The 12854-nt window shown below is 60.8% G+C and carries 9 protein-coding genes and 3 pseudogenes; 6 read left to right on the top strand and 6 right to left on the bottom strand.

Going from position 1 to position 12854, the window contains the following annotated elements; translation table 11 throughout:
• Positions 1 to 15: 15 nt before the first annotated feature.
• Positions 16 to 1068: a sugar ABC transporter substrate-binding protein gene (locus tag BVER_RS11305; protein WP_050453381.1), complete on the bottom strand. Its 1053-nt coding sequence runs from the start codon at positions 1066 to 1068 to the stop codon at positions 16 to 18.
• Positions 1069 to 1286: 218 nt separating this feature from the next.
• Here BVER_RS11305 and BVER_RS11300 point away from each other — a divergent pair, with 218 nt between their 5' ends.
• From BVER_RS11300 to BVER_RS11290, 3 genes and pseudogenes are all read left to right on the top strand, one after another.
• On the top strand, positions 1287 to 2168 hold the full coding sequence (locus BVER_RS11300) for a MurR/RpiR family transcriptional regulator (protein ID WP_050453380.1): 882 nt from the start codon (positions 1287 to 1289) through the stop codon (positions 2166 to 2168).
• A pseudogene (iolG, locus tag BVER_RS11295) lies at positions 2158 to 3157 on the top strand (inositol 2-dehydrogenase). The gene BVER_RS11300 and the pseudogene iolG overlap by 11 nt, the downstream one beginning before the upstream one ends.
• Positions 3154 to 4175 (top strand): annotated as a pseudogene (locus tag BVER_RS11290) (Gfo/Idh/MocA family protein). Before iolG ends, BVER_RS11290 begins: the two co-directional pseudogenes overlap by 4 nt.
• A gap of 40 nt (positions 4176 to 4215) precedes the next feature.
• On the opposite strand, the gene BVER_RS11285 reads toward BVER_RS11290, so the two are convergent.
• On the bottom strand, positions 4216 to 4551 hold the full coding sequence (locus tag BVER_RS11285) for a helix-turn-helix domain-containing protein (protein ID WP_050453379.1): 336 nt from the start codon (positions 4549 to 4551) through the stop codon (positions 4216 to 4218).
• The gene (locus tag BVER_RS11280; RefSeq protein ID WP_050453378.1) at positions 4548 to 4892 is read right to left on the bottom strand and encodes a type II toxin-antitoxin system RelE/ParE family toxin; all 345 of its coding nucleotides are present in this window, start codon (positions 4890 to 4892) and stop codon (positions 4548 to 4550) included. The genes BVER_RS11285 and BVER_RS11280 overlap by 4 nt, the downstream gene beginning before the upstream one ends.
• 205 nt (positions 4893 to 5097) lie before the next feature.
• On the opposite strand from BVER_RS11280, the gene BVER_RS11275 reads away from it, so the two are divergent.
• Entirely contained in the window at positions 5098 to 5325 is a 228-nt protein-coding gene (locus BVER_RS11275) for a sulfurtransferase TusA family protein (RefSeq protein WP_050453377.1), read from the top strand.
• 78 nt (positions 5326 to 5403) lie between these two features.
• Here the strand turns inward: BVER_RS11275 and galU are convergent, their stop codons facing one another.
• Positions 5404 to 6285 carry a UTP--glucose-1-phosphate uridylyltransferase GalU gene (gene galU, locus BVER_RS11270; RefSeq protein ID WP_050453376.1) on the bottom strand — a complete coding sequence of 294 codons (882 nt, stop codon included), beginning with the start codon at positions 6283 to 6285 and terminating at the stop codon, positions 5404 to 5406.
• A 99-nt stretch (positions 6286 to 6384) separates the two neighbouring features.
• Complete coding sequence (locus BVER_RS11265; protein ID WP_050453375.1) at positions 6385 to 9252, bottom strand: valine--tRNA ligase; 2868 nt, start codon at positions 9250 to 9252, stop codon at positions 6385 to 6387.
• 169 nt (positions 9253 to 9421) lie between these two features.
• On the opposite strand from BVER_RS11265, the gene BVER_RS11260 reads away from it, so the two are divergent.
• Complete coding sequence (locus BVER_RS11260) at positions 9422 to 11800, top strand: UvrD-helicase domain-containing protein (RefSeq protein WP_050453374.1); 2379 nt, start codon at positions 9422 to 9424, stop codon at positions 11798 to 11800.
• 14 nt (positions 11801 to 11814) lie between these two features.
• Positions 11815 to 12540, top strand: a complete 726-nt coding sequence (locus tag BVER_RS11255; protein WP_332309086.1) for a 5'-methylthioadenosine/adenosylhomocysteine nucleosidase — start codon at positions 11815 to 11817, stop codon at positions 12538 to 12540.
• Positions 12541 to 12727: 187 nt separating this feature from the next.
• Here BVER_RS11255 and BVER_RS32490 read toward each other — a convergent pair.
• A pseudogene (locus BVER_RS32490) lies at positions 12728 to 12854 on the bottom strand (IS5/IS1182 family transposase); the annotation flags it as partial.

Here is a 12854-nt window from a genome sequence, read left to right as displayed (position 1 = left end):
AAGAAGGTCACGCGATCAGCGATACTGACCCGCGTATTTCACGACCTTGTCGAGATTGTCTTTGGTGATGAAACCCGGACCCGAACGGATGTTCTTCGGTCCGTACGACGGCGCGAGTCCGTACGTGTCGAGGCGTGCCTTGAACTTCGGATTCGCTTCGAGCGCCGCGCGGATTTTCGCCGGATCGGTGGTGTGTTCCTTCTTGGCGATCGCGAGCACCGCGACCGGGATATAGCCTTGCAAGTACGGTTGCTGATCGATCGCGAACTTGATCGTGCCGTCCTTGATCGCCTTGGCGATTTCATCCGAGAAGTCGAAGGTCACGAAATAGATCTTGTTTTGCAGGCCCATTTGCGTGACGGCCTTGAGCGTCGCGGCGGCGGGCACGGGGCCAAGCGTCAGGATCGATTGCGTATCGGGATGATTGCGCAGATAAGCGGACACCTTCGATTGAATCTCCGTCGGGTCCTGACCGGAATCGATCGTCGATGCCTTGTAGTCGATGCCGAGCGCATCCGCGAAGCCCTTGCAGCGATCGAATGATACCGTGTTGGTCGCGATGTGATTCACGCACAGAAACGTCTTGATGCCCGCGGCCTTCGCCTTTTTGCCGGCTTCGTTGCCCGCGACATATTCCGGCTGGCCGATATGCATGATCGCGCCCAATTGCGCGCTCTGCTCCTCGGTGCCGGAATTGATCGTCACGAGCGGAATCTTCTTCGCGGTAACTTTGCCGATGGAGCTTTTCAGCACGTCGAAATCGGCGATGGTGGTGATTACGCCGTCGTAGTTACGTGCGGCGGCCTGCTCGATCAGACGCGACATATCCGCGATATCGCCGTTCGGCGGATTGCGGTAATCGGTCTGCACGTTGAAGTCTTCGTCCGCCTGCTTGATCGCATTCTTGATGACGTTCCACCAGGAATCCGAGTCCGGAGCGTGGCTGATCAGCACGAATTTCGCGTCGGGCGCCGCCTGTGCGGGACTCGCCGCCATCATCGCCGCGCTGCACAACGCAGCAGCAGCCACCAGCGCGCGCAGCGCGGCCCGACCGTTGCAAATGGTCATTGTCTCCACCTATCTCGGTTTGTTGTTTGGTGTGATGTTTTCGTGAGCCGGTGCGTCTCTTCGCTCGACTCAGGACCAAGAGTAGGCCAGATTCTAGAGGTCTGCAATAGAAATTTTATGCGTGCGACAAATGGAAAATACATTCCAATTTGCCTTCGACGTTCCTATAATCGGTTCCACGGCGTTCGCACTGGAACGCTCCGACTCAAGGCTCGAACATGGATGACACCAGCACCGACGTGCAAAGCGTCGACGAACTCATGCAGCGCATCACCGAGGCCTACGATTCGCTGCCGCGCCAGCTGAAAAGCGTGGCGACGTATATCGAGCAGCATCGCCCGAGCGTGATGATGGACCGCACCAGCGATATCGCGACCGCGTGCGGCGTGCATCCGTCGGCGGTGGTGCGCTTCGCGCAGCGTTTCGGCTTCTCGGGCTTCTCGGACTTGCAGGCCGTCTTCAGGCAGGCGTACACCGGCGCGAGCGGTTCGCAGCAGACGTATCAGCAGCGCATCCGCAAATTGATCGACGATAAGGCGGGCGAGGTGTCGGGCGTGTCGGTTGCGCGCGAGTTCATCGCCGCGAGCCGCACCGGTCTCGACGAACTCGAAGACGGTCTCGACGACGAGCAGTTCGACATGGCCGTCGACATGCTCAGCCAGGCAGAAAACATCTATGTGATCGGCGTGCGCCGTTCGTTCGCGGTGGCGAGCTACATCGTCTATGCCTTGCAGCATACGAAGAAGCGCGTGCATCTGATTTCCGGCATCGGCGGCATGTTCCGCGAGCAGGTGCGCAGCGTGAAGAAGGGCGATGTCGTCATCGCGATCAGCTTCGCGCCGTACGGCAAGGAGACGCAGTATTGCGTGCGGGCGGCGCAGCATCATGGCGCCAAGACGCTCGTCATCACCGATTCGCAGCTTTCGCCGCTCGCGCGACACGCGAGCGCCAGTCTGTTCGTGAAGAAGGAAGGGAGCGCGTTCGCGTTCCGTTCGCTCACGAGCACCATCTGCCTGTGCCAGGCGTTGTTTATCGCGCTCGCGTACCGGCTTGAGTTGAACGTCGAAGAATCCAAGGAGACAGGTGGCTATGACGATTGATGTGGCAGTTTTCGGAGCGGGGCGCATCGGCAAGATCCATGCGGCGAATCTGGCGCGGCAGCCGGGCGTGCGGCTCAAATACGTGGTCGATGTGAATCGCGAGGCGGCATCCGCGCTGGCTTCGCTGTACGGCGCGCAAATGGCCGACGTCGATGGCGCGATGGGCGATGCATCGGTTGGCGCGACGGTCGTGTGTTTCAGCACGGACACGCATGCGGACCTGATCCTGGCATCGGCGGCGCAGAAGAAGCATGTGTTCTGCGAGAAGCCTGTCGATCTCACGCTCGATCGCGCGCGCCTGCGCGGACGCGGTGAAGCAGGCGGGCGTGGTCTGCATGATCGGCTTTCAGCGGCGCTTCGATCCGACGTTCTCGGCGCTGAAGGCGCGCATCGAGGCGGGCGAGATCGGCGAGCCGGAAATGCTGATCGTCACGAGCCGCGATCCGGGCGCGCCGCCGGTCGAGTACATCAAGCATTCGGGCGGCATTTTCAAGGACATGCTGATCCACGACTTCGATATCTTCCGCTGGATTCTCGACGACGAAGCCGACACGCTGCACGCCACAGGAAGCTGTTTGAGCGATCCCGCGATCGCCGATGCAGGCGATATCGATTCGACCGCCGTCACGATCCGCACCAAGCGCGGACGTCTCTGCCAGATCAACACGTCGCGACGCGCGGCGTATGGCTACGATCAGCGTTTCGAACTGCTCGGCAGTCTCGGCATGCTGCAGGCGGGCAATGTGCGGCCGACCGAAGTGACCGCGTATTCGAAGACGGCCGTATCGAACGACGTGCCCGAGGCGTTTTTCCTCGAACGCTATCGCGCGGCGTATGCGCTGGAAATCGCCCACTTCTTCGATGTGGTCAACACCGGCAAGCCGGTACGCACGACCGTCGCCGATGGCCTCAAGGCGCTCGAACTCGCCGATGCCGCGACCAGATCGTGGAACGAGAAGCGCATCGTGAAGCTCGGAGAGAACGCATGAACGCGGTGCGCTTCGGTATCGTCGGATTGGGACGGCTCGGGCGGCGTCACGCGGAAAATCTCGCGTGGCACGTGCCGGGCGCGCAACTTGTCGCGGCGTGCAGTCCCGTGAAAGAGGAGCGCGACTGGGCGCAGTCGACTTTGCCCGAGTTGACGCTCTATGCAAATTATGAAGAATTCCTAACTGATTCGTCGATCGATGCGGTTTGGCTCGTCACGCCTATATCGCTGCACGCGACGCAGATCACCCGGCATTGCGCGCGGGCAAGCATGTGTTCTGCGAGAAGCCGCTGTCGCTCGATCTCGCCGAATGCGATGCCGTGCTCGAAGAGCATGCGCGTCATCCGCATCTGCAAGTGATGATCGGCTTCGTGCGACGCTTCGACGCGAGCTATCGCGATGCGTTCGAGCGTATCGAAACGAACGCGATCGGCCGGCCGTTCATGGTGCGCTCGCAAACCTGTGATAAGAATGATCCGGACGGCTTCTTCGTGCGATTCGCGCCGACGTCGGGCGGGCTGTTCCTGGATTGCAGCGTGCACGATATCGATTTTGCGCGCTGGCTGCTCGGCAATCCGCAACCGAAGCGCGTCTATGCGAGCGGCACGATCGCGATTCACGAAGGCTTGCGCGAGTGCAACGACATCGACAACGGCGTGGGCGTCGTCGAGTTCGAAGGCGGCAAGCTCGCGGTGTTCTATGCATCGCGCACAATGGCGCACGGTCACGACACGCAGACGGAAGTGATCGGCACGGCGGGCGCGCTGTCGGTGGGACGCAATCCGCGCGCGAATCGCGTCGAGATCGCGGATGCGCATGGCATGCGCAACGCGTGCACGCCGACCTTCTTCGAGCGTTTCGAGGACGCGTTTTTGCGCGAGGCGCAGGCGTTTGTCGCATCGCTCAAGGATGGGAAGCCGATCGGGCTGACGCTGGCGGACGCGCGCGAGGCGACGCGGACGCGTATCGGCATCGCGATGCGACAGGCGTATGAGAGTGGGAAGGCGGTAGAGTTTTAAAGCGTGCTACGACGGCCCACAAGGTTATGCGGGCCGCGTTTCAACCGACGACCATCCGGACCGGTTTGCCGACGCGAGCCAGCATTTCGACGAGCGTATTGATCGTGAACTTGCTGGTCTTCTTGTTCACGACGTCGGAGACGCGCGGACGCGTGACGTGCAATATCTCCGCCGCTTCCGCCTGCTTGAGCTGATGCGCCTCGATCCACGAAGCCAGCTCCTCCATCAACTGCTCTTTTAGCACAAGCGTCTGGCCGATCAAAGCCTCCGATTCCTTCTGATACTGCCTTGCTTCGTCTGGTGCGAAGCCCAGTTCGGCGAAGAGGTTCGCGCCGCGCTTCGTCACATGCCGGACCTGCGTGTCGACTTTGCTCATGGTTGCATCCTTCTCTCGTGTGCTATCGCGCGATAGCGGAGGGTAGCGATTTCCTTGTCCTGTTTTGATGTCGTCTGCGTTTTCTTCTGGAAGCAATGGAGGACGTAAATCGCTTCCTCTAATTTCGCCACATACATCACGCGGAATATGCCGCTGGCGTCGCGCAAACGAATTTTGCGCACGCCGGCGCCTACATCATCGAACGGCTTCCAGTCTTCAGGATCGAGCCCGACTTGAAGTCGACCCAACTGAAAGCCCGCTTCTCGCCGCGTGGTGGGAGGAAACTCCAGAATGTCGTGGTAAGAAGAGCCGACCCAGCGAATGTCCTTTTCGTCGTTCATTATACAAAATTTTATACACAAGTGAGAATGACTTTTCTCCGCAATTTATCGACATTGCGCCGATTCCTGAACACGAAAACTCCCAACTAGGATCGTTTGAATGGAACGCGCGAAGCAACATCGGCATCGGTAGACTTCCCCCCAGTGCGATAAAATCACCCCTTCACACCGCGTCTAAAAACACGCAAAGGGAAGGTCGATCGCAATGGAAGTTCACAAGGAAGTCGATGCGCGCGGGCTCAACTGTCCGCTGCCGATTCTGCGGGCGAAGAAGGCGCTGGCCGATATGACGAGCGGCCAGATCCTGAAGGTGCTGGCGACCGATCCCGGCTCGCAGCGCGATTTCGCCGCGTTCGCCAAGCAGACCGGCAACGAGATCGTGGAAGTGACGACGCAGGACAAGATTTTTACGTTCCTGATGCGTCGCCGCTAAACGCCGGAGCGCAAAAAACAAAACCCCATCATATCGTCGTGACGGGGTTTTTTTATCCGCAAGCGGAAACGAACAGCTTCAGCCTTCGAGAATCGGCGAACGCGTGCGCAGATACTCTTCGAACTCGCCCTTGACTTCCGGGTGACGCAGCGCGAATTCCACCGTCGCCTTCAGGTAGCCGAGCTTGCTGCCGCAATCGAAACGCGTGCCGTGGTACTTGTACGCGAGCACTTGCTCATCCGACAGCAGCGATTGAATCGCGTCCGTCAGTTGCAGTTCGCCGCCGGCGCCCGGCTTCAACGAACGGATGTGATCGAAAATGCGCGGCTTCAGCATGTAACGGCCGACCACGCCCAGATTCGACGGCGCGACCGCCGGTTCCGGCTTTTCGACCATACCCGACAGCTTGAAAATGTTGTCTTCCCATTCCTTGCCGTCGATGATGCCGTACGACTTCGAATCTTCCGGCGGAATCTCTTCCACGCCGATCACCGACGAGTGATAGTGGTCGAAGACTTCGATCATCTGCGACATGACGGGCGGCTTGCCGTACAACAAGTCGTCTGCGAGGATCACGGCGAAGGGGTTGTCGCCCACCAGCTTTTCCGCGCACAGCACGGCGTGGCCGAGACCGAGCGCTTCGGCCTGACGCACGTAGAAGCAATCCACATGGCTCGGCTTGATGCTGCGCACGAGTTCGAGCAGCTTGTCCTTGCCGCGCGCCTCGAGTTCGGCTTCGATCTCGTAGGACTTGTCGAAGTGATCTTCGATGGCGCGCTTGGAACGCCCCGTCACGAAGATCATTTCGGTGATGCCGGCCGCCATCGCTTCCTCGACCGCGTATTGAATCAGCGGCTTGTCCACGACCGGCAGCATTTCCTTCGGGCTGGCCTTGGTCGCGGGAAGAAACCGCGTGCCCAGACCGGCAACCGGGAATACCGCTTTAGTAACTTTTAGCATGTGATAACCCTGATCCTCTTAGTCATTCAGAACAACGGGGTGAAGCGATGCAGCCTGTTCGCACTAACACGCAAGACGCAAAGCGTATCGAACCCCAAATCAAGCAGGCAGCCGCAATATTTGCGCCTGAAGCTTCTCGATAGTGGTTTCGTATTCTGCCAGCCTTTTACGCTCCTGTTCAACGACAGCCACCGGCGCTTTTGAAACAAAGCTTTCGTTTTGCAGCTTTGCGTTACATTTGGCGATTTCCGTGGTCAGTCGATCCACTTCCTTGCTCAAACGCTCGCGCTCGGCCGCTACGTCGATCTCCACTTTCAGCACCAGCTTGCTGCCGCCGACGATCGCGACCGGCGCGCCTTGCGCCTCGGCATCGAGCGCGGCCTCGTCGTCGATGACCTTCACCTCCGACAGACGCGCCAACGCTGCGACATAGGGCGCGAACGATGCCAGACGCGCGGCATCGCCGTGTGCGAGCAGCGGCACTTTCACCGCGGGCGAGAGGTTCATCTCGCCACGCAGATTACGACATGCATCGACAATGACTTTCAGTTCGGCGGCCCACTGTTCAGACGAATCGTCGATCTTTTTCTGCTCGGCGCGCGGATAAGGCTGCGTCATGATCGACACTTCGCCTTCTGCGGCGCCCGACGGGTACGTGTCGGTGAGCGGCGCGACCTTCTGCCAGAGCGCTTCCGTGATGAACGGAATGATCGGATGCGCGAGCCGCAGCACGGTTTCCAGCACGCGCAGCAGCGTGCGGCGCGTGCCGGTCTGCTGTTCCGGCGTGCCGGTCTGAATCTGCACCTTGGCGAGTTCGAGATACCAATCGCAATACTCGTCCCAGACGAACTTGTAAAGCGCGCTCGCGACATTGTCGAAGCGGTAATCTGCAAAGCCCTTTTCGACTTCCGTTTCCACGCGCTGCAGCAGCGACACGATCCAGCGATCCGCCTGCGAGAAGTCCGTGTGGCCGCCCGGGCCGCAATCGCCCGGCTTGCACGCGCCGGGATTCGCGAAGCCGCAATCGTGGCCTTCGCAGTTCATCAGCACGAAACGCGTGGCGTTCCAGAGCTTGTTGCAGAAGTTGCGATATCCCTCGCAGCGTGCCAGATCAAAATTCACGTTGCGACCGAGCGTCGCCATCGATGCCATCGTGAAGCGCAGCGCATCGATGCCGAACGAAGGGATGCCTTCCGGAAACTCCTTGCGGGTTTTCTTCTCGATCTGCGCGGCGGCCTTCGGGTTCATGAGGCCGGTCGTGCGCTTGGCGACGAGCGATTCGAGATCGATGCCATCGACGATATCGATCGGGTCGAGCGTGTTGCCCTTGCTCTTCGACATCTTCTGGCCTTCGGCATCGCGCACGAGACCGTGGACGTAGACCGTATCGAACGGCACGCGGCCAGTGAAATGCGTGGTCATCATGACCATGCGCGCGACCCAGAAGAAGATGATGTCGAAGCCCGTCACCAGCACGGTCGAAGGCAGGAACGCCTTCAGTTCGGGCGTTTCGTTCGGCCAGCCGAGCGACGAGAAGGGCACCAGCGCCGACGAGAACCACGTGTCGAGCACGTCTTCGTCGCGCTTCAGCGCGCCCTTGTAGCCTTGCGCGTCCGCCTCGGCGCGGGCTTCGTCTTCCGTCTTGGCGACGAAGATTTCGCCGTTCTCGCCATACCACGCGGGAATCTGATGACCCCACCACAACTGACGCGAAATGCACCAGTCCTGGATGTTTTCGAGCCACTGGTAATACGTCGTCGTCCAGTTTTCCGGCACGAACTTGATCTGGCCGCTGCGCACCACGTCGAGCGAGGTTTCGGTGATCGACTTGCCAGGATTGAACGTGCCCTCCGGTGCGGCCTTGCTTATTGCGACGAACCATTGATCGGTCAGCATCGGCTCGATCACGACATTCGTGCGATCGCCGCGCGGCACCATCAGCTTGTGCGGCTTGATGGATTCGAGCAGGCCGAGCGCTTCCAGATCCTTGACCACGGCCTTGCGCGCGTCGAAGCGATCCATGCCGCGATATTTCTCGGGCGCGTTGTCGTTGATCTTCGCGTCGAGCGTGAGGATTTCGATCATCGGCAGCTTGTGGCGCTGGCCGACCGCGTAGTCGTTGAAATCGTGCGCGGGCGTGACCTTGACGACGCCCGTGCCGAATTCGCGGTCGACGTATTCATCGGCGATGACGGGAATCTCGCGGTCGCACAGCGGCAGCGTGACCGTCTTGCCGATCAGATGAGCATAGCGCTCGTCTTCCGGATGCACCATCACGGCAGTATCGCCGAGCATGGTTTCCGGACGCGTCGTTGCAACGGTCAGATGCCCGGAGCCGTCCGGCAGCGGATACTTGATGTGCCACAGGCTGCCGTCTTCTTCCTCGCTCACCACTTCGAGATCGGACACGGCGGTGCCGAGCACCGGATCCCAGTTCACGAGGCGCTTGCCGCGATAGATCAGCCCTTGTTTATAGAGCGTGACGAAGACATCGCGCACGGCGGCGGACATCTTGTCGTCCATCGTGAAGTACTCGCGCGACCAGTCGATCGACGCGCCCAGACGGCGCACCTGATTCGTGATGGTCGAGCCGGAATGCTGCTTCCATTCCCACACGCGCTTCAGGAATTCCTCGCGGCCGAGGTCGTGACGCGAAATGCCCTTGGCATCCAGTTGACGTTCGACGACGATCTGCGTCGCGATACCGGCGTGGTCGGTGCCCGGCACCCACAGCGTGTTTTCGCCGAGCATGCGGTGATAGCGCGTCAGGCCATCCATGATGGTCTGGTTGAACGCGTGGCCCATGTGCAGCGTGCCGGTGACGTTCGGCGGCGGCAGTTGAATCGAGAAATTCTTCGCGCCGTCCTTGAATACGGGCGCGGCGTAACCGCGTTTTTCCCATTCGGGACCCCAGTGGGACTCGATGTTCTGCGGCTCGAAGCTCTTCGCCAGCGTACTGTCGCTCATTGTGAAATCTGCCGAAAAATGCGTGAAAAGATGCGGGTTAATCCCTGATTATAAGGTTCGATAGCCCTGATCGGACGAAAACGGCCGAACCCGCCCGGCGACGCCATCGGCGCGGTCTTATAATGGTCGGCCCGCCTTTGCGCCGTTTTTCGCCGTCTCCAACGTTCCCATGCCCGATTTGCTCGCCAACCTGAATCCCGAACAGCTTGCCGCCGTAACGCTGCCCGACGAGTCCGCGATGATTCTCGCGGGCGCGGGCAGCGGCAAGACGCGCGTGCTCATTACGCGTATCGCGTGGCTGATCCAGCAGGGTTTCGCGTCGCCGCCGACCGTGCTCGCCGTGACCTTCACGAACAAGGCCGCGCGCGAAATGCTCTCGCGCCTGTCCGCGATGATGCCGATCGACACGCGCGGCATGTGGATCGGCACCTTTCACGGCCTCTGCAACCGCATGCTGCGCGCGCATTACCGCGACGCCGGTCTGCCGCAGACCTTCCAGATTCTCGATACGTCGGACCAGCTTTCCGCCATCAAGCGTATGATGAAGGGCCTGAACGTCGACGACGAAAAGTACCCGGCGAAGAATCTCCAGTACTTCATCAACAACGCGAAAGAGCAGGGCCTGCGTCCGAAAGACGTCGACGCCACCGACGATTTCAACCGCAAGTTCATCGAGCTTTACGAAGCCTATGATCAGCAATGCCAGCGCGAGGGCGTCGTCGATTTTCCGGAACTGCTGCTGCGCTGTTTCGAACTGCTGTCGTACAACCCGCCGCTGCGCGCGCATTATCAGGCGCGTTTCCGCAATATTCTCGTCGACGAGTTTCAGGACACGAACAAGCTGCAGTACGCGTGGCTGAAAATGCTCGCGGGCGAGAACAACGCGATCTTCGCGGTCGGCGACGACGATCAGTCGATCTACGCCTTCCGTGGCGCGAACGTCGGCAACATGCACGATTTCGAGCGCGAGTTCCGCGTGCGCAATCTGATCAAGCTGGAGCAGAACTATCGCTCGCACGGCCATATTCTCGATGCCGCGAATTACCTGATCGCGAACAATTCGCGCCGTCTCGGCAAAAATCTGCGCACGGACGCGGGTCACGGCGAACAGGTGCGCGTCTACGAAGCGGCAACGGATTCACAGGAAGCGGGCTGGATCGTCGAGGAAATCAAGGCGCTGATCAACACGGGCGCGGCGCGCGGCGAGATCGCGGTGCTGTATCGGAGTAACGCGCAGTCGCGGACCATCGAGCATACGCTGGTGAACGAGAGCATTCCGTATCGCGTGTATGGCGGTCTGCGATTCTTCGAGCGTCAGGAAGTGAAGCATGCGCTCGCGTATCTGCGTCTGATCGACAATCCGAACGACGACACCGCCTTCGCGCGCGTGGTGAATTTCCCGACGCGCGGCATCGGTGCGCGTTCCATCGAGCAAGTCGCCGATGCGGCGCGTCTCTATAACTGTTCGATGGCGGCCGCCGTGCCGTATGTCACGGGCAAGGCGGGATCGAGCCTCGGCGCGTTCGCGACGCTCGTCGCCAAAATGCGCGCCGAAACGCAGCAGATGAGCCTGCCGGAAACGGTCGAATACGTCGTGCGCGCGAGCGGTCTCGCGGCTTTCTACGAGACGGAACGCGAAGGTCAGGACCGGCTGGAGAACTTGCAGGAACTGGTGAACGCGGCGACGGCCTTCGTCAGCGAAGAAGGCTACGGGCTCGATACGCCCGCGCGTTCGATTCCGCTGCGCCCGGGCGCGAGCGCCGCGCCGGAAATCGCGGTGGCGAGCGAGCAAGGCGACGTCGAAGTGCTCGATGCGCCGGGCATCACCGATCCCGCGCAGAATCCCGACACGATGACGCCGCTCGCCGGCTTCCTGTCGCATGCATCGCTGGAGGCCGGCGACAATCAGGCGCAAGCCGGCCAGGACGCCGTGCAACTGATGACCGTGCACGCGGCGAAGGGTCTGGAATTCACGGCGGTGTTCATCACCGGGCTGGAAGAAGGTCTATTCCCGCACGAGAACAGCGCGCAGGAATCGGACGGTCTGGAAGAAGAGCGGCGTCTGATGTACGTGGCGATCACGCGCGCGAAAGAGCGGCTCTACATTTCGTTTGCGCAAAGCCGCATGCTGCACGGCCAGACGCGCTACAACGTCCGTTCGCGATTCTTCGACGAACTGCCCGAAGGCGCGCTCAAATGGCTTACGCCAAAGATGGAACCCGGCGCGCGCTGGGGCGGCCGCTCGGACAATGCCGGCTGGGGCCGCGACTGGTTCGCGCGTCCGGGGCAGGAGCGAGGCGGCAGCACGTACTTCGAAAACGGCAAGACGGCGGCGCCCGCGCCTGCGCTGCCGGCGTTCGCCAACCAGCAGCGCGCGGCTGAAACGGGCTTCAAGGTCGGGCAGGCGGTGTTCCACACGAAGTTCGGCGAAGGCACCGTCACCGCGCTCGAAGGCTCCGGCGGCGATGCGCGCGCGCAAGTGCGCTTCAAGCGTCACGGCGAGAAGTGGCTCGCGTTGTCGGTGGCGAAGCTTCAGGCGGTCGAATGAAGCGTCTGGGCATCATGGCGGCGCTGCCGCAGGAGCTCAGCGATCTGCTCGCGCGCATGCGCGAATCGGGCGATGTCGAGACCGTCGCGCTCGGCGCGCGGGATTATCACGTCGGCTGCGTCGCGGGTGTGGCGGTCGTCGTGACGTTGGCGCGCATCGGCAAGGTCGCGGCGGCGGCCACCGCCAGCGCGCTGATCCACAAGTTCGATGTCGATGCGATCGTGTTCACCGGTGTCGCGGGTGGCGTGCATGCGGACGTGCGCGTCGGCGATATCATCATCGGCGATGTTCTGTTGCAGCATGATCTCGATGCGTCGCCGCTGTTTCCGCCCTATGAAGTGCCCTTGCTCGGGCGGGCGCGTTTCGATGCGGATCGTGCGCTTTCCGATGCGCTTTTTGCTGCCGCGCAGGCGTTCGTCGCGTGCGATGGCGATGCGCTGATGGCGCGGTTTGGCGTCGCGCGGCCTCGGGTGCTGCGGGGGATGATCATCAGCGGGGATCGGTTTATCGCCTCGCGTGAAGCAGTGCATGCGTTGCGCGATGCATTGCCGGATGCGCTTGCTGTGGAGATGGAAGGGGCGGTGATTGCACAGGTTTGCTTTGAGCATGGCGTGAGGTTTGCCGTTGTTCGGACGGTTTCTGATTCTGCTGATGAGCATGCTCCTGGGGCTTTTGCGGACTTTCTTGGGGCGGTCGCTGGGGTTTATTCTTCGGGTTTGCTGCTGCGGTTTTTGGTTTAGGTTTTGGTGTGTTTTTGTTTGGTAACTGATGTGTGATCGTAAGTGGTGCGTATCGACGGTCTAGTCGGCTCCGCTTAGCGATGGTTCTCTTATCGCGCTTTTTTGCTCAGTAACCGCCTCCCCGGCGGAGGGGTCACTTTCTTTGCGGCGGCAAAGAACGTGACCAAAGAAAGCCGCTTGGCCGATCCTAGGTCCTGTTCACATTTAAGAGCGGCCCGAGCAGACACGATGGAGACAAAGGTGAGGTAGCTGTGGGCGAGTTTGTCATATCGAGTGGCGACGCGACGAAAATGCTTGATACGCTTAAAGAAGCG

Origin of the sequence: Candidatus Burkholderia verschuerenii, assembly GCF_001189365.1 — a bacterium.
GTDB lineage: Bacteria > Pseudomonadota > Gammaproteobacteria > Burkholderiales > Burkholderiaceae > Caballeronia > Caballeronia verschuerenii.
Note: the sequence above shows the minus strand (reverse complement) of the source record. Positions and strands in the feature narration are given on the sequence as shown.